The organism is Candidatus Allofournierella merdavium (assembly GCF_944382735.1).
Classification (GTDB): Bacteria; Bacillota; Clostridia; order Oscillospirales; family Ruminococcaceae; genus Allofournierella_A; species Allofournierella_A merdavium.
Map to the genome: position 1 here is coordinate 149,482 of NZ_CALWND010000001.1, position 17,932 is coordinate 167,413.

At 64.5% G+C, this 17,932-nt stretch carries 12 protein-coding genes and 1 riboswitch; of the genes, 10 read left to right on the forward strand and 2 right to left on the reverse strand.

All coding sequences use genetic code 11. The features are described from left to right. Positions 1 to 174 precede the first annotated feature (174 nt). Positions 175 to 1,380 (reverse strand): cation:proton antiporter, encoded by a 1,206-nt coding sequence (locus tag ACH2A7_RS00720; protein ID WP_394959053.1) that lies wholly within the window; start codon positions 1,378 to 1,380, stop codon positions 175 to 177. Positions 1,381 to 1,432: 52 nt separating this feature from the next. After that, positions 1,433 to 1,505, reverse strand: a riboswitch (Fluoride riboswitch). Between the two features lie 215 nt (positions 1,506 to 1,720). Between ACH2A7_RS00720 and ACH2A7_RS00725 the strand changes: the two genes are divergently transcribed. From ACH2A7_RS00725 to ACH2A7_RS00765, 9 genes are all read left to right on the forward strand, one after another. After that, complete coding sequence (locus tag ACH2A7_RS00725) at positions 1,721 to 2,521, forward strand: SDR family oxidoreductase (RefSeq protein WP_394959055.1); 801 nt, start codon at positions 1,721 to 1,723, stop codon at positions 2,519 to 2,521. 30 nt (positions 2,522 to 2,551) lie between these two features. Continuing rightward, positions 2,552 to 3,346, forward strand: coding sequence for a TSUP family transporter (locus tag ACH2A7_RS00730; protein WP_394959057.1), 795 nt, complete (start codon positions 2,552 to 2,554; stop codon positions 3,344 to 3,346). A gap of 22 nt (positions 3,347 to 3,368) precedes the next feature. Beyond that, complete coding sequence (locus tag ACH2A7_RS00735; RefSeq protein WP_394959059.1) at positions 3,369 to 4,739, forward strand: SLC13 family permease; 1,371 nt, start codon at positions 3,369 to 3,371, stop codon at positions 4,737 to 4,739. A gap of 120 nt (positions 4,740 to 4,859) precedes the next feature. After that, positions 4,860 to 5,981, forward strand: a complete 1,122-nt coding sequence (locus ACH2A7_RS00740) for an ROK family protein (protein WP_394959061.1) — start codon at positions 4,860 to 4,862, stop codon at positions 5,979 to 5,981. A gap of 208 nt (positions 5,982 to 6,189) precedes the next feature. Beyond that, on the forward strand, positions 6,190 to 6,768 hold the full coding sequence (locus ACH2A7_RS00745; protein ID WP_394959063.1) for a TetR/AcrR family transcriptional regulator: 579 nt from the start codon (positions 6,190 to 6,192) through the stop codon (positions 6,766 to 6,768). After that, positions 6,765 to 9,143: a glycoside hydrolase family 2 TIM barrel-domain containing protein gene (locus ACH2A7_RS00750; RefSeq protein ID WP_394959065.1), complete on the forward strand. Its 2,379-nt coding sequence runs from the start codon at positions 6,765 to 6,767 to the stop codon at positions 9,141 to 9,143. The genes ACH2A7_RS00745 and ACH2A7_RS00750 overlap by 4 nt, the downstream gene beginning before the upstream one ends. Continuing rightward, positions 9,140 to 10,492 (forward strand): glycoside-pentoside-hexuronide (GPH):cation symporter, encoded by a 1,353-nt coding sequence (locus tag ACH2A7_RS00755; protein WP_394959067.1) that lies wholly within the window; start codon positions 9,140 to 9,142, stop codon positions 10,490 to 10,492. Before ACH2A7_RS00750 ends, ACH2A7_RS00755 begins: the two co-directional genes overlap by 4 nt. Beyond that, positions 10,489 to 12,834: an alpha-galactosidase gene (locus tag ACH2A7_RS00760; RefSeq protein WP_394959069.1), complete on the forward strand. Its 2,346-nt coding sequence runs from the start codon at positions 10,489 to 10,491 to the stop codon at positions 12,832 to 12,834. Before ACH2A7_RS00755 ends, ACH2A7_RS00760 begins: the two co-directional genes overlap by 4 nt. A 38-nt stretch (positions 12,835 to 12,872) precedes the next feature. Then, positions 12,873 to 14,450, forward strand: a complete 1,578-nt coding sequence (locus ACH2A7_RS00765; protein ID WP_394959071.1) for a phosphatidylserine/phosphatidylglycerophosphate/cardiolipin synthase family protein — start codon at positions 12,873 to 12,875, stop codon at positions 14,448 to 14,450. A gap of 44 nt (positions 14,451 to 14,494) precedes the next feature. Here ACH2A7_RS00765 and ACH2A7_RS00770 read toward each other — a convergent pair whose 3' ends face one another. Beyond that, positions 14,495 to 15,886 (reverse strand): WG repeat-containing protein, encoded by a 1,392-nt coding sequence (locus ACH2A7_RS00770; protein WP_394959072.1) that lies wholly within the window; start codon positions 15,884 to 15,886, stop codon positions 14,495 to 14,497. A gap of 267 nt (positions 15,887 to 16,153) precedes the next feature. On the opposite strand from ACH2A7_RS00770, the gene ACH2A7_RS00775 reads away from it, so the two are divergent. Then, positions 16,154 to 17,908: a M56 family metallopeptidase gene (locus tag ACH2A7_RS00775; RefSeq protein ID WP_394959074.1), complete on the forward strand. Its 1,755-nt coding sequence runs from the start codon at positions 16,154 to 16,156 to the stop codon at positions 17,906 to 17,908. The last annotated feature ends 24 nt before the right edge of the window (positions 17,909 to 17,932 follow it).

Below are 17,932 nucleotides of genomic sequence, written 5' to 3' on the forward strand. Positions count from 1 at the left end.
TTTTTCTCTCTTTTCCATTTCATGCAGTGTGGGCTCTTCCCGTGAGAAAAGTCCTTTTGTGCAAAAAACACGGATATAAGTATAACATATTCTCCGGCGATTGCAATCCCATTTTCGTACAAAGGGCGGCGGGAACGGTTTGTGCGTCCTGTTTTTGGGCCATTCGGGGCGGCTTTATCGGGCCGACGGGCCGCGCAGCAATTTTTTATAGGTGAGGTCCATGCCCAGCGCGCCCAGCGACGCGGTGAGCAGAATGCCCGTGACCGCCACCGACAGCACCAGCTGCCCGCAGCCAAGGCCCGCCGCCAGCGGCACCGAGCCGATGGCCGCCTGCACGGTGGCCTTGGGCAGGTAGGCGATGACGCAGAACAGCCGCTCCCTGACCGAGAGAGAAGTGCCCGCGAGGCAGAGGGCCACCCCCACCGCCCGGAATACCAGCGCCAGGGCGATCATGGCCACCGCGCCAAGGCCCGCGCCCAGAGTGTAGCGCACATCCACCGCCGCGCCCACCAGCACGAAGAGGAGCACCTCCGCCGCCAGCCACAGCTTGCCGAACTTCTGGCTCAGACGGGCCGCCACCCCCGGCGCGCAGCGCAGCTTGAGGACACAGGCCATGCTCACCACCGCCAGCAGCCCGGAGAGGGGCAGCCTGCCCTCCAGCCGGTCCTCCGCCGCCATCAGCAGAAAGGACACCCCCAGCACCACGATCACCTTCACGCTGTTGCGCACCAGATGGGCGTGGGCATAGGCTGTTTCAAAAAAGGCGCTGAGGCCCCAGCCCGCTGCCGCCCCCAGCGCCACGCCGCACAGGATGGACACCGGGATGGAGCCGAACGCCGCCAGATCCGCCCCCTGGCCCTGGGCCATGCCCAGGAAGGTGGAGAAGAGCACGATCACAAAGATGTCGTCGCAGGAGGCGCCGGCCATCACCATCTGCGGGATGCCCCGGTCGGTGCCCCAGCCCTCTTCCATCAGCCGCACCATCCGGGGCACCACCACCGCCGGCGACACCGCCGCCATCACAGCCCCCAGCACCGCGGCCTCCGCTCGCGAAAGGCCCAGCAGCACCGGCGCCAGCAGCAGATAGCCCGCGATCTCAAAGCTGGCCGGCAGAAAACTCATCAGCACCGCCGGCCGCCCCACCCGTTTCAGATCCGCCAGGTCCAGCGAAAGGCCCGCCTTGAGCAGAATGATGATGAGGGCCATCTGCCACAGTTCGGCGCTGAGGGAAAGGATGGAGCCATCCAGCACATTCAGCGCCGAGGGCCCCAGCAGCACGCCCACCGCCAGCATGCCGATGATGCGGGGCAGGCGCAGCCGCTGGCAGAGGGCCGCCGCGGCCAGGCCCGCCAGAAATACGAATCCGAGACTTGTCAACATGTGTTTTCCTCCCTTTTGGCCGCAAAAAAAGCCGACAGCTGCCGCGACCGGTTCGATCACAGAAGTCATCAGCTTTAAAAAGCGGTTTAGGTTTCCCAAGGGAGAACTTCATTCCCTGGCCAGAATTATATGCCTTGGCGGGCCAATTGTAAATGCGGGCAATTCCTTTTTGCCACTTTTCGTGGTTTTACCCAAAAATCCATTTATCATTGTTATTTTTTGATCTTAACGATGTTTTTCAAAAAGAGATTGTCAATCGTTTGACAATCTGCGGCAAGTTGCTACAATAAGTTTTGTAAAACAGTTTTGTAAAACTTATTTTTTAAAGGAGCGTTTTTGTATGGTAAACGTCGCGGAACTGTTTTCCCTGAAGGGCAAAGTGGTCGCTGCCACCGGCGCCACCGGGTATCTGTGCCAGAATTTCATCGAGGCGTGCGCCCAGTCCGGCGCGGACATCGCCGCCATCGACATGAAGGGCACCGAGGAGAAGCTGGAGGCACTGGCCGAGCGCATCCACAAGGACTACGGGGTACAGGTGAAGTGCTACACCGCCGACAACTCCAGCGAGGAGGACGTCAAATCGGTGGCCGAAGCCATCAAGGCGGACTTCGGCAAGGTGGACGGCCTCATCAACTCGGCGGGCATCAACATCCACGGCAAGGTGGAGGACTACACCGCTGAAGACTACAACCGCCTGATGCAGATCAATGTGACCGGCACCTTTGTGATGTGCAAGCATTTCGGCGCCATCATGTGCCAGCAGAAGTTCGGCTCCATCGTGAACATCGCCTCCTTCGGCGGCACCATCATCAACAAGCCGCCGCGCACCATGTCCGGCTACTGCACCTCCAAGGCGGCCGTGCTGCACATGACCCGTGCCGTGGCCGGCGAGTTCGGCGCCTCCAACGTGCGCTGCAACAGCGTCTCCCCCGGATTTTTGGAGCACGGCATGAGCCATGTGAAGAATTTTGTGCAGCTGAGCGATCCCAGCATCCAGCAGGACACCCTGAACAACACCCCCATGCACCGCGTGGGCGCGCCGCATGAGCTGGCGGGCGCGGTGGTCTACCTGCTGTCGGACGCTTCCACCTTTACCACCGGCATCGACATCATCATCGACGGCGGCTACCAGGTGTGGTAACCACAGGCAAAAATGTGAGGTGTGAGAACAATGGTTTTTGAAGTTGCATTTATCTGGGTCGCCATCGTGGAGATGCTTTGCCAGGTGGTGCAGGGCATCACCGGCTTCGGCGCCACCGTGCTGGGCGCGCCCTTCATCACCGCCCTGCTGGGCACCCAGACCGGCGGCCCCTACGGCACGCTGATCTCCCATATCCTGCTCATCGGCATGGCCATCCCCTGTTTCAAGAAGGTGTCCTGGAAGGACCTGGTGAAGGTCATCGTGGTGTGCGGGCCCTTTGAGGCCGTGGGCGCCTACTGGGGCTACAAGGTGCCCTCGGTGGTCACCCAGATCGTCATCGGCTTTGCGGTGACCCTGATCGCCTGCATCAACATCTATAAGATCTTCATCAAGGACGCGCTGCTGCGCCGCCAGGGCCGCACGGTGGACGAAGGCCTCTCCAACAGCGTGGCCAACAAGGTCTTTCAGTACGCCTGCCTGGTGATCGGCGGCCTGGTGAACGGCGCCTACTCCGTGGGCGGCCCGCTGATCACCGTCTACGCACTGAACTCCATCGAGGACAAGGAGAAATTCCGCAACACGATGGTGTGGGTGTGGGTCATCATGAACTCCATCCTGGTGATCCCCCAGCAGATCATCGGCGGTCTGTACACCCCGCGGCTGCTCAGCTGCATCGTGGTCACGCTGCCGCTTTCCATCCTGGGCGTGTTCGCGGGCATGAAGCTGATGAAGCACCTCAACAAGGACCTGTTCCTGAAGATCGTGTATGTGCTGCTGCTGATCGTGGGCGGCAACATGTTCATCCGCGCGCTGCTTGCCCTGTAAGGCGGATCGGGAGGTCGATCGCATGGCCGCAAAAAGCAATTATAAACCATGGCTGATCACCCTGCTGGCCTGCGTGGCGCTGGCCCTGTTGCCCACCGGCGCGGTCTTCACCCTGGGAGTGAAGAAATACCTGCTGGTCACGGTGGCGGGCATCCTGTGCTGCGCTTTCAGCCTGCTGGACAACATGGTCATCGGCGTGCTGCTGCCCCTGGCTTACTGGCTGTGCGGAGTGGCCCCCGCCAGCGTGGTGTACAGCGGCTGGGCGGGCACCCTGCCCTGGATCACCCTGGGCACACTGCTGCTGACGGTGATCCTGGAGGAGTCCGGCCTGCTGCGGCGCATCGCCCTGTTCGCCATCATCCGCTCGGGCGCCAGTTACCGGGGCGTCTGCTTTGCGCTGCTGTTCTCCGGTTTTCTGTGCAGCCTGTTCACCTCCTGCTGTGTGCAGTATGTGTTCGCGCCGCTGGCCTACGGCGTGTGCCGCACCCTGAAACTGAAACCCGGCACCGCGGCGGCGGGCGTGATGCTGGCGGCCGCCATGGGTACCATTTCCGCAAACGGCGTTATCCCCTACCCCGGCTTCATCGGGGTGCTCACCGCCGGCGCCTCCACCCCGGAGGACCCGGTGACCCTGGGCTGGGTGCAGGCGCTGTGGTCGCTGTGGCCGGGCTTCCTGTTTATCACCTTCTACCTGTGGTTCATGCTGCGTTTTCTCATCAAGGCGCCGCAGATCGACGCGAAGGAAGAGTTCCGTGCCCAGTATGCCCGGCTGGGGCCGGTGAGCTCCGGCGAGAAAAAATGCCTGGCGGTGATCGGGCTGATCCTGGCGCTGCTGCTCACCGCCCAGTGGACCGGGCTGGACACCGCCCTGCCCTTCATCGTCTGTCCCTGGCTGTTCTTTTTGCCGGGGCTGCGGGTGGCCGGCAAGGACACGCTGAAAAACGTGAACTTCGGCATGGTGTTTCTGATCACGGCCTTTGTGGCCGTGGGCAGCGTGGCGGGTTACGTCAAGCTGGACAGCATTGCCGAGACCTATCTGCTGCCGCTGTTCGAGGGGACCAACCTCCTCACCACTGTTCTGCTGACCTACGCGTTCGGCCTGCTGATGAATTTCCTGCTCACGCCGCTGGGCTATTTTTCCGCCTTCAGCAGCGTGCTGGGCAGCCTCTACCGCTCGCTGGGCTACAATGTGCTGCTGGGCCTGTTCGTCTTCCAGTACACCAGCGACGCGGTGGTGCTTCCCTACGAAAACATGGCATATCTCGTGTACTTCTCCTTCGCCATGTTCGGCATCCGGGATTTTGCAAAGCTGTACGCCCTCAAGATCCCCATGCAGATCCTGTTCATCTGCACGGTGATGATGGCCTGGTGGCGGTTCATCGGTCTTGTCTGAACCATTTTGCGCCGGCGCGCCCGGAACGGGCCGCCGGCGCTTGCTTTTAGGGCAAAACAATGATAGATTAAATAATAGCAGATACTTTTACAAAACATTTTTCAAAAAGGAGGTGCCTTGGTGCGCCAAACCGCAAATCTGATCTTCCAGCACATTTACCGGAATATGGAAAAGGGCGTTACCCGGCAGGAACTGGCGCTGCAGCTGGACATGAGCCTTCCCACCATCGGCACCCATCTGAAGCTGCTGGCCGAGCAGGGGCTGATCGTGGAGATCACCGAAGAGAAGAGCCGCCGCACCGGGCGGCGGTCCAACCTGATCTATCCGAACCCCGCCTGCCGCTACAGCGTGGGGCTGGAAGTCCGCAAAGACAGCGTGAAGTTTCTTTTGATGGATTTTCGCCAGCATGTGCTGGACCGCTTCACCCGCTCGTTTGACTTTACCGATCAGGAAGCGCTGCCCGGTTTTCTGGCCGGCACCATTGAGGAACTGCTGGAAGCCCACTATATCCCCCGGGATCGGGTGCTGGGCGTGGGGACCGCCATCACCGCGATCGTGACCAAGGACGTCCCGCCGCTGATCCACGCTTATATCCTGAACATCGACCGCTGGCAGCAGGAGCGCATCACCCGCGCCATCCCCTATCCCTGCACCCTGCGTCAGATCGCCGCCGCGGCGCTCTTTGCCAACCTGCAGCAGGTGCCGGAGAAGGATTCGCTGACCTATGTGTGGATCGGCGAGGTACTGGCCGCCGCCACAGCCTTCCAGCGGGGGGTATACTGGGGCGATCACAGCCTTTGCATGGAGATCAACCACTTTTGCATGGTGCCCGGCGGCCGGCTGCACAACTGCGGCAAACGGGGATGCCTGGGGGCCTACTGTTCCGCCGATCAGCTCTCCGAAGGGCCCTACGGCAGCCTGGATCGCTTTTTTGCCGCGCTGGAGGCCGGCGAACCGGCGGCGGTGGTGCGCTGGGAGCAGTACACCGATATCCTGGCCCAGGCCCTGAACAACCTGTATCTTGTGGTGGATTGCGCCATCGTGCTGGGCGGGCCGGTGGGCTCCCGGCTGACCCCCTTTCTGGGCGGACTGCAGCGGAAGGCCTCCGCCTTCAATCCCAACGACAACGCCACCGGCTACCTGCAGGTGGACACCTGCGATGACAGCGCCATTCTGAGCGCCGCCCAGGACGTGATCCACCAGTACGTTTTTTCCGGCCAGGCTGCGGCCGACGAGGACTGAACGAACGCTTGCTTTGCCATACCGGGCGGGGCGGCCTCTTGTGAGGCCGCCCCGCCTTTCTGCATTCCGTCGGGAATACCAAAAACCTCCCCTTCCAGTTATGCAAAGGGGAGAATCCGTCCCCGCCCCGTTGTTTTGCGCCGCCCGGCGGTGTAAGATAGCGTTGAAGGAAACCCATTTTAAATTTCTGGTTTCCAAGGAGGGCGCTATGGACAAGGCGCGGGAAAAGTGCATCCGCGAGGCTATCGCGCTGTGCAGCGAGCAGGGGCTGGATTTCACCATGAGCCAGCTGGCGGCGCGGCTGGGCATGAGCAAAAAGACGCTGTATGTGCTGTTCGACAGCAAGGAGGCGCTGCTGCTGGCCACGGTGGACGCCATGTTTGACGAAGTGAAGGCCAGCGAAGCGGATGTGCTGGCCCGGGCGGACCTGGACCTGGCGGCCAAGGTGCGGCGGCTGGTGGTGGTGCTGCCCGACTCCTACCAGACGCTGGACTGGGCTCGCCTGCGCGGAGTGGAGGAAAAGTATCCCGCGGTATATCGCCGCATCCGCCAGCGGCTGGAATCGGGCTGGGAACCCACGCTGGAACTGCTGCGCCGCGGCATGGACGAGGGGGTGCTGCGCCCCTTTGAGCCGGGCCTTCTTCGGGCGGTGGTGGAGGGAGCCATCGAGCATTTTCTGGCCACCGACGCATTGGAGCGGGAGGGGCTGGACTATGTACAGGCCCTGGACGGGATGATGGATCTGTTGATGAACGGCATTTTGGTGCAAAGGGAGGAAAAGCCATGAAGCACATTCCCTGGAACGACGGCTGGTATTTCACGCCCCACTACGAGCCGCGGCTGGCCGCGCTGGAAGCGCCGGAAGAGGGCCTTGCGGCGGTGCGGCTGCCCCACACGGTGACGATGCTGCCCTTCAACGAGTTCAGCGAGCAGATGTATCAGACGGTGAGCGGCTACCTGCGTTTTTTCACTCCGCCGGAGGAATGGCGGGGCAAGCGGGTGCGGGCGGTGTTTGAGGGCGCGGCCCACTTCGCGAAGGTATATCTCAATGGGGCGCTGCTGGCGCAGCACGGCTGCGGTTACACCGCTTTCACCGCGGAACTGACCGACCACCTGCGCTGGGGGGAGCCCAACAACCTGACGGTGGAGCTGGACAGCCGGGAGACGCTGGACGTGCCCCCCTTCGGCAATGTGATCGACTACCTGACCTACGGGGGGCTCTACCGGGAGGTGTATCTGGAGGTGGGCGGGCCCGCTTTCATCGACGATCTCTGCGTGCGGGCGGATATGGACGGCAGCCTGCGCTGCCTGCCCCGCTGCGAAAACGCTGCCGGCCACTCGCTGCGCCTTGCGGTGTGCGGCGAGAGCGGCGAAGAACTGGCCCGCTGGGAGGGGGACGCCGACACGGGCGAGGTCCTTCTGCAGGTGGAGCGCCCCGCCCTGTGGGACTGCGAGCACCCGAACCTTTACACTTTGCGGGCAACTCTGCTGCGGGAGGGCGCCGTCGCGGATGAGTACAATGTGCGCTTTGGATTCCGCCGGGTGGAGTTCCGGCCGGAAGGTTTTTATCTCAACGGCAGGCGGGTGCTGCTGCGGGGACTGGACCGGCACCAGAGCTGGCCCTATATGGGCTACGCCGCTCCCGCCCGGGCTCAGCGGCTGGACGCGGACATCCTGAAGTTCGAGCTGGGCTGCAACGCGGTGCGCACCAGCCACTATCCCCAGAGCCGCCACTTCCTCGACCGGTGCGACGAGATCGGCCTCGTGGTGTTCACCGAGATCCCCGGCTGGCAGCACATCGGGGGCGACGCCTGGAAGGCCCAGGCGCTGGAAAACACCCGGGAGATGGTGCTGCAAGGGCGCAACCATCCGTCGATCTTCCTGTGGGGGGTGCGCATCAACGAGAGCGCGGACGACGACGAATTTTACCGCCGCACCAACGAGATCGCTCACCGGCTGGACCCCACCCGCCCCACCGGCGGGGTGCGCAACTTCGCCCACAGTCACCTTTTGGAGGATGTGTATACCTACAACGACTTCTCCCACCACGGGGACAACCGGGGCTGCGCCGCCCGCGGCAGCATCACGAGGGAAAAGGACAAGGGCTACCTCATCAGCGAATACAACGGGCATATGTTCCCCACCAAGGCCTTCGACTGCGAGGACAAACGGCTGGAACACGCGCTGCGCCACGCCCGGGTGCTGAGCGACGCGGCCAAAGGCGAGGGCATTGCCGGCAGCTTCGGCTGGTGCATGTTCGACTACAACACCCACCGGGACTTCGGCAGCGGCGACCGCGTCTGTTACCACGGGGTGATGGATATGTTCCGCAACCCGAAACTCGCCGCGGCGGTGTACGCCAGCCAGCGCCGGGACGCACCGGTGCTGGAGGTGAGCAGCGGGATGGACATCGGCGAGCACCCCGCCGGGGCGCTGGGCACGGTGGCGGTGTTCACCAACGCCGACCGGGTGGACGTCTACCGCAACGACCTGCCGGCGGGCAGCTTCTTCCCCGCGGCGGAGTACCACGGCCTCGCCCATCCGCCGGTGCTCATCGACGACACGGTGAGCCCCCTTTTGCAGAGCCAGGAGGGCATGAGCCGCCGCACCGCCGCCATGGTGCGTCAGGTGCTGCTGGCCTCCGCCCGCTGCGGCAGCGCCCTGCCCCTGCCGGTGCTGGTGAAGGCGGCCTATCTGATGCTGTGCAAAGGCTTTTCCCGGGAGGATGGCCTGCGCCTTTATGGAAATTATGTGGCCGGCTGGGGCGGCCAGGTGGTGCGCTGGCGCTTTGACGCCGTGAAGGACGGCCGGGTGGTGGCCAGCGCAGTGCGCTGCCCCGGCGACACGCTGGCGCTGGAAGTGAATGCGGACACCGACACCCTCACCGACGGCCCCAGCTGGGACATGGCCACCGTCCGCATCCGGGCGGTGGACGAGTTCGGGGCGCCGCGCGTCTATTGCAGCCGCAGCCTGACCCTGCGTGCCGAGGGTGCGGTGGAACTGATCGGCCCGTCGGCGGTGCCCCTTGCCGGCGGGATGGCCGGGTGCTATCTGCGCACCCGGGGCGAGGCCGGCGAGGGCCGGCTGACCATCGAAACGGAGGGCGCGCAGCCCGTGCGCCTTTTCTTCCGGGTGGAAAAACGAGAGGAGGAACGGATATGAAAACAACGGCAAGGCAATCACTGGGCTTTGGTCTCGGCGCGGTGGGCAAGGACATGGTATACGCCCTTGTCTCCGGCTTTATTCTCTATTATTACAATGACATCCTGGGCATCAGCGGCACCTTCACCGGTGTGATGATGATGGCCGCCCGGGTGTTCGACGCCTTCAACGACCCGCTGATGGGCGTGGTGGTGGAAAAGACCAGCACCCCCTTCGGCAAGTTCCGGCCCTGGATCGTCACCGGCACGGTGACCAACGCCCTCATCCTCTACGGCATGTTCGCCATGCCTGCCTCCCTCACCGGCACCGCCATGCTGGTGTACGCCTCGGCGGCCTATGTGCTGTGGGGCGTGACCTACACCCTGATGGACATCCCCTTCTGGAGCATGATCCCCGCCATCACCGCCCCCGGCAAGGAGCGGGAGAACCTGTCGGTGATCGGGCGCAGCTGCGCCGCCGTGGGCTACGCGGTGCCCACCATCCTCACCATGCTGCTGGTGGTGCGGCTGGGCACCGGCGAGCGGCAGGGTTTTTCCCTCTTCGCCGCCGGGGTCGCGGTGCTGTTCGTCATCGCCGAGCTGGTGTGTGTGGCGCTGGTGCGGGAAAAGCCCGCCGAGCGGCAAAAGACCGCCACGGTGCGGGAGATGTTCTCCGCCCTCGTCCACAACGATCAGGCCATGGTGGTGGTGGTGGGCATCATCGTCTTCAACGCCTCCCTCTACCTCACCACCCAGCTGGGGGTCTACTTCTTCAAGTACGACATCGGCAACAGCGACCTGTTCAGCCTGTTCGGCACCGTGGGCGGCGTGGGCCAGGTGCTGAGCATGGCCAGCCTGCCGCTGCTGCGCCGGCGCTGGGACAGCAAGCAGATCCTGGCCGGGGCGCTGGGGGTGACCATCGCCGGGTATCTGGCCCTCTTCGCCATGGCCATGGCCGGCGTGCGGGCCGTGGCCCCGCTGGCCGCCACCGCCTTTGTCATCTACATCGGCTTCGGCCTTGCCACCGTGCTCACCACCGTCTTCCTGGCGGACACGGTGGACTACGGCGAATACAAGACCGGCCGGCGCAACGAGAGCGTGGTGTTCAGCATGCAGACCTTTGTGGTCAAGCTGGCCAGCGCGGTGAGCGTGCTCATCGCCGGCGTGGGGCTGGATCTCATCGGCCTGGACGACACCGCCCCTGTGCAGGCGGAGAGCACCCTGGTGGGGCTGCGCCTTTTGATGGTGGCGCTGCCGGTGGCGGGCCTTGTGTTCTCCATCGTCTACTTTATGAAAAAATACCGCCTCACCGAGGCGGAGAACGCCCGCATCAGCGAGGCGCTGCGTCAGAGAGAAGGGAGCAAGGGATGATTTTTCAAAAGGACGGGGTCTTTTGTGTGGAGACCGAACGCACCGGCCTGTACATCGCGCCCCGGGGCCCGCTGGCGGAGCAGCTGCACTACGGCCGCAGGATCGAGCCCTCGGCCGAAGCGCTGCGGCAGCCCCTGGCGGTGGCCTACGGCACCGACGTCATCTACGACGAGGGCTTTGACCCGGCGCTCTCGCTGCTGCACCTGGGGCTGGAGGTCTCCCCCACCGAAAAGGGGGATTTCCGCCGGGGCGCGCTGGCCCTGACGCTGGCAAACGGCAGCCCGGTGTGCGACTTGCGCTTTGCGGGCGGCGAGGTGCTGCCCGCCCCGCCCGAGACTCCCGGCATGCCGGCCGCCCGGGCGGCGGGCCAGTGCCTTTCGCTGCGCTTTGAGAGCGGCGAGGGCATGGCGGCGGAACTTTTTTACATTCCGCTGGAAGATTGCGACGTGATCGTGCGGCAAATCAAATTGACCAACCGCACCGGCGGGCCGGTGACCCTGCGCCGAGCCATGAGTTACCAGCTGGACCTGCCCCGGCAGGACCTTGTGCTCACCACCCTCACCGGGGCCTGGGCCCGGGAGTTCGAGCCCTGCACCGCCCCGGTGCGGCGGGGGGTGACCGAATTCGGCAGCGTGTCCGGCGCCTCCGGCCACTACTGCAACCCCTTCTTTGCCCTGAGCGCGCCCGACACGAATGAGCACGCCGGGGAGATCTACGGTTTCAACCTGCTCTATTCCGGCAGCCACGCCGCCAGCGTGGAGGCGGACAGCTACGGCTTCACCCGGGTGATGGCGGGCATCCAGCCGGAGGGCTTTTGCTGGACGCTGGCGGACGGCGAGAGCTTCGTCACCCCCCAGGCGGCGCTCTCCTTCAGCGCCGAGGGACGCAACGGCCTGCGGCACAACATGCACCGCTTTGTGCGCGGGCACATCCTGCCACCCGCCTGGAAGGACGCGCCCCGGCCGGTGCTGGTGAACAATTGGGAAGCCACCTACTTCGATTTCACCCCCCGCAAGCTGCGGGCGCTGGCGGCCAAGGCCGCGGGTCTCGGGGCAGAGCTGTTTGTGCTGGACGACGGCTGGTTTGGCCGCCGCACCGACGATACCAAGGGCCTGGGCGATTTTGACCCCAACCCGAAAAAGCTGCCCCGGGGCCTTGGAGGCCTGGCGGAGGACCTCGCGGAAAAGGGCCTTGCCTTTGGCCTCTGGGTGGAGCCGGAGATGGTCAGCGAGGACAGCGCCCTCTACGAGGCCCACCCGGACTGGGCGGTGGCCTCCCCCGGCGTGGCCCCCAGCCGCAGCCGTCACCAGCTGGTGCTGGATCTCTGCCGGGCCGAGGTGCGGGACTACCTCGTCGAACAGCTGAACACGCTGCTGGACAACGCCCCCATCCGGTATGTGAAATGGGACATGAACCGCCACCACACCGACCGGTTCAGCCCTGCGCTGGACGAACAGGGCCGCTTTGCCCACGCCTGGACGCTGGGCCTCTATCAGGTGCTGGAGGCGGTGACCGCCGCCCACCCGGACGTGCTCTTTGAGGGTTGCGCCAGCGGCGGCAACCGGTTTGACCTGGGCATTCTTTACTACATGCCCCAGATATGGCTCAGCGACGACACCGACGCCTGGGAACGGTGCAAGATCCAGACCTGGGCGAGCCTGGGCTATCCCCAGGGGGTGATGGGCTGCCATGTGAGCGCCGCGCCCAACCACCAGACCCTGCGCTTCACCCCGCTGGACAGCCGCTTTGACGTGGCGGCCTTCGGACTTTTGGGCTACGAGATGGACCTGACCGCCCTGAACCCCGCCCAGGAAAAGAGCGTGAAGGCCCAGATCGAATTTTACAAGGCCCACCGCGACCTGTTCCAGCGCGGCCGGTTTTACTGCCTGGCCGCCCCCGAGGCAGACCGGGGCGGCGCCTGGATGGTGGTGTCGGAGGACCGGCGCGAGGCGGCGGTGCTGGAGATGACCGGCCTTGTGCGCCCCAACGCGCCCCTTGCGCCCCTGCGCCTTGCCGGGCTGGACGAGAGCCTTGTCTATCAGGTGAGCCTGCGGCCGCAGAGCGTGGAGCTGGATGCCTTTCGCACCCTTCTGGGCCATGTGCTGCCGGTGAAGCTGAAGGCGGACGGGATGCTGGTGCATCTGGCGGGCGAGGTGTATCAGCTGCCCTGCGAGCAGCTGGAGTTTGCCGCCGCCGGCAGCCTGTTGATGCACGCCGGGCTGCGGCCGCCCCAGCGCTTTTGCGGCACCGGCTACACCGAGGGCGTGCGCCCCATGCCGGATTTTTCCGCCCGCATCTGGATGCTCAAGGCAGGTGAAGTTGCCGCGCCCGCCCCGGTATGATATAGTGGAGGGAGAACGCCGGCAAAGGAGTGCGCGCCATGACCCCGAACGACCTGAAGGAAAGCGGCCTGCATCTGCTCAAAAAGGGGCAAAAGGGCCTGGTGCGCGCGCTGTTCAGCCGGTTGGGGCTGTTCCTTCTGCTGCTGGTGCTGGAGGCGCTGCTTTTGCTGGGCGCCTTTCGCTGGTTCGTGCAGCTGCTGCCCCACTTCCTCGGCGGCGCGCTGCTCTTTTCCGTCGTCATGGTAGTGTATCTTCTGAACACCCGCATGGACGCCACCGCCAAGCTCACCTGGCTGGTCATCATCATGGGTGCGCCGGTGGCGGGGGCGGTGCTGTTCTGGCTGGTGCGCAGCGATCTCGGCCACCGGGCGGAAAAGGAGCGGGTGGCCGAGATGATCCGCCTCACCCGCGACGCCCTGCCCCCGCAGCCCGGGGCCCTTGCCGCCCTGGAGGCGGAGAATCCCGGCGCGGCGGGGCTGGCGCGCTATGTGGGGCAGTCCGGCTGCCACCCGGTGTATCAGAACACCGCCGTGACCTACTTTTCCCTGGGGCAGGACAAGTGGGAGCGGCTGCTGGCGGAACTGGAGCAGGCGGAACAGTTCATCTTTCTGGAATATTTCATCATCGATGAGGGGCTGATGTGGGGCCGCATCCTGGAGATCCTGGCCCGCAAGGCCAAAGCGGGAGTGGACGTGCGGGTGATGTACGACGGCACCTGCGAGTTCTCCACCCTGCCCCACGACTATCCCCGCCGGCTGGAAAAGCTGGGCATCCGCTGCAAGGCCTTCGCGCCGGTGGTACCGCTGGTGTCCACCCACTACAACTACCGGGACCACCGCAAGATCCTGGTGATCGACGGCCACACCGCCTTCACCGGCGGGGTAAACCTGGCGGACGAGTACATCAACCACATTGAAAAATACGGCCACTGGAAGGACACCGCCGTGATGCTCAAGGGCGAGGCGGCCCGCAGCTTCACCCTGCTGTTTTTGCAGATGTGGAACGTGACCGAGCAGCCGCCGCAGTTCGGCGAGTTCTGCGCCGCGCCGGTGCCGCCGGTGCGCGCCGCGGGCTTCGTGATGCCCTTTGGCGACTGCCCGCTGGACGAGGACAAGGTGGGCGAAGAGGTATACATGGACATCCTCAACCGGGCCACCCGGTATGTGCACATCATGACCCCCTACCTGATCCTGGACGGCGAACTCCAGAACGCCCTGGAGTTTGCCGCCCGGCGGGGAGTGGACGTGCGCATCATCCTGCCCGGCGTGCCGGACAAGGCCGCCCCCTACGCCCTGGCCAAGACCCACTATCCCGCCCTGCTGGACGCGGGGGTGAAAATTTTCGAGTACACCCCCGGCTTTGTCCACGCCAAGGTGTTCGTGGCCGACGACCGGGAGGCGGTGGTGGGCACCATCAATCTGGACTACCGCAGCCTCTACCACCACTTCGAGTGCGCCGCCTGGATGTACGGCGTGGACTGTGTGGCGGACATCGAGGCGGACTTTGCCGCCACCCAGGCGAAGTGCCGCCGGGTGGAGAAGGACACCATCTGGCACAACGCCCGGCGCCTGCGGCTGCTGGGGCCGCTGCTGAAGGTAATCGCGCCGCTGATGTGATGAAAAAAACGCCCGACGGAGTGTTCCGTCGGGCGTTTTTTCGTTTACTGTGCCAGGGTGAGCTGATAGGCCTGCGCGGTGGCATTGTCCGGGAAGAAGTAGAGCCAGTCGCCCTCCTCCAGAACAGTGGTCAGAGTGTAGGCCGGGGTGCCGGTCATGGTGGATTTCAGGGTGGTGATCTCCCGGCCGTCCTGGTCGTACAGGGTGACAGGGGTGACGATGGCGTTCTGCTCCTCATCCGCATAGCTTTCGCCCACACCGGCCCGGGCCAGCGGCACGGCGGGCAGCTCGTTGAGCTGGGCGTCGTAGCGGCGGATCGCGCCGGTGTCCTTCTGCCGGGCAAAGGCGCTGCCGTCCTCCGCCATGCCGTTGATACCGCTCAGGCTGGTGGGTACCGCCTCGGTGCCGTCGGGGTAGAGCACGCCGTAGCCCGCATCGTCGTGGAAGAGCAGCAGGCCGCCAAAGCCGATGCCCTGCACCTCTTTGCCGCTGCCGTCACCGATCACCGCACCGGTGCGGTCATAGGCCACGCCGTCCAGGATGACGCCGTCCTGCCAGCAGCTGCAGCTGGGGCTGGGCGAGTTGCCCACACCGAAGGGCACATCCGCCAGCACCACGGTGCCGTCCGCGTTGTAAAGGGTGGCCGAATCCTTGCCGAACACCTCGTTGTCCACCATGTAATAGCCGAGATCCGGGTCGACCCAGCCGTTGGGGGTGGAGGCCAGCACGCTGCCGTCGGCGCCGATGATGTCGTAAACGGTCTGGCGGGTGTTGCCGGCGGTGTTGCTCTGGTTCAGGCCCGTGCTGTTCGCTGCGCTGGCGGCCGGCGCCATCTCCTCGTAGCGGCGGCCCATGGCCACCTTGCCGAAGGGCGACACCTGGTTATAGATGGGCTGCACCAGCACGTTGCCCTCCAGGTCGCAATAGCCCCAAAGGCCATCTTCATAATAGGGCACAACGCCGCTCTCCGAGCAGGCGAAGTGCTCGGTAATCCAGGCAAACTCCGCCCGCCGGGTGCCGGGGAACTCGGCGTTTGGGTCGTAGCGGGCGGGCAGATCGTTCAGGTCAATGGTGAAGATGTCGTCCTCGGGGATGGTGTACACCCCGGTGACTTCGCCGCTCGCCTCGCTGAGATAGCCCACCTCATCCCCCAGCACCACAAATGCGTAGCCGTTCACGAAGGCGCCGAAGTGGTCGAAGGAGGTCAGGGGGTAGGAATTCTCTGTCAGGGTCAGCGCCCCCTGTGCCGCCGTGTCGGTGGTCAGCGGGCCGGTGTGCCGCTCCTCGGCAGCGACCTCGCTGGCGGAGGCCGCCTGGGAGACACTGACCGCGGCGGTGCTGGAGGGCGCCAGCTTCTCGCCGCCGCAGCCGGCCAGCAGCGCGCAGGCCAGGCCGGCCCCGACGGCGCGCAGAACGAGAGGATTTTTTTGTTTCATTGTGATATGCTCCTGTTCTATGTGAGTTTGGTATTTCGTTTTATCATGATAAAATCAAGCACACTATACCACCGCCCGGCAGCGATGTCAAGGAATATTTTATTTCGATAAATTTTTTAAAAGGGTTGACGAATGCCGCAAAAACCGATACACTCTAAATGGCATTTTTGTTTTATCCTGATAAAATTTCTTTTAAAACGCATCATCAGCGACCGAAGTATGGTATTCGGCGAAAGGCGAGCCCTGTGGTGGGTTCTGGACGTTACTATGACTGAACTGTTTGTCTCCATCCTGAATATGAGCATCGCCGGGGTGATCCTGTTTGGCATCGTCATGCTGCTGCGGCGGGCGCTGGGCCGGATGCTGCCGGCGGTGTATCAGTATCTGCTGTGGCTGCCCTTTTTGTTCCGGCTGCTGGTGCCCTACAGCCTGCCCAGCGTGTTCAGCGTGTTCAACCTGTTCCATCAGAAGATGGCCCGTCCCGGCGGGGCGCTGCTGTCGGTGGTGTACCTGGACGCAGATCTCGTCCCCCAGCCCCTTGCCCCCGACACCTCGTCCACAATGACCGGCGTTTTGCTTCGGGCAGGCTGCTCCCTGTGGCTTGCCGGCGTGGCGGTGCTGGTGCTGCTTTTCGCCGTGCAGTATCTGCGGCTGGCCGCGGCGCTGCGCACCGCCCGCCCCCTGCCCCCGGCGGCGCTTGTCCCCTGCTTTACCCAGGCAGGGCTGCACCGGCCCGTGGCGGTGGTGTACACCCGGGCGGTGAGCGGCCCCATGGTGTTTGGCCTGCTTCGCCCGAAGGTGCTGCTGCCGGTGATTTTGGAAGGGCAGGAAGCCCAGCGGCGCTACATCCTGCTGCATGAGTTGGTGCACGTCCGCCGCCGGGACTACCTTATTCTCCAGGTGTCCAATCTGGCGCTGGCACTGCACTGGTTCAATCCGGTGGTGTGGCTGGCGCGGGACCGGATGGCCCAGGACATCGAGCGGGCCTGCGACGAAACGGTGCTGGCGATAGTGGGCAGCGCCGAGCAGCTGGACTACGCCCAGGCGCTGGTGGACTGGGCCGGGCGGCACCGCTTCGGCCTGGCGGCCTACGCAGCCTTCGGCGAGCGGGACGTAACGGCACGGGTGCGGCGCATCCTCGCCTGGAAGCGGCTGCCCCGCTGGGCAGGGGCACTCCTTTCGGCGGCGGTGGTGGCAGTGTTCCTGTGCACCGCCACCAACCCTGTGATCGCCGACAACACCTATCTGCCGGTGTCCTCTCCCTTTGTGAGCGAGGCGCAGAAAGAGCGCTTTCGCCAGACGGCCTACCGCCTGCAGCAGGCGCTGGAGGCCGGCGATGTGCCGCTGCTGACAGAGCAGGCCAGCATGGATGGCGATTACTTCGAACCGCTGTACGCCGGCCTTTCCGACCTGGAAATGCAGGTGGAGGATATGCGCCTTTTCTTCAACAGCGAACAGAGCGCCGAGCTGTATCTGAATGTGGCCGTGGCCGACGGCGCGGGGCTTTACGAGCCGGGGCAGGGCACACTGGTGGCGCACATGAGCCAGACCGGCTACCGGGAGCAGCCTCTGGTGGACTGTCTGATGACCCGGCAGAAGTACGAGGGCATCCGCCTGGCCGACACCGACAGTGAGGCCGCCCGCCTTGCATTGCGGCTGTGCGCCAACCTGGAACAGCCGGACTTTGTGGCGGACAGTCTCTCGCCGGTGACGGTGGCCCGGGTGTGCATGGCCAGCGCCATCGAAGACAAGGGCGAAAGCGGGCCCTTCTCCCCCAAACGCATGGAAGAACTGGCCCGGGAGTATTTCTCGCTGGAGGGCTTTTCCTGCCGCGACCCCGCCGTGTATGACGCAGCCAGTGGCACCTATTTTTATACCGAGGCCTCCGCCTCGGCCATGCGCGTCACCGAGCTGGAGGATACCGGCGGCGGCGAGATGCGTGTGGTGGTGGAGTGCTACGACGACCCCCTGTGTCTCTATCCGCTGCGTCGGATGGAGTGCAGACTGCAGCGCGCCGGCTGACCGGCCGGCCGCACAACGACCAAG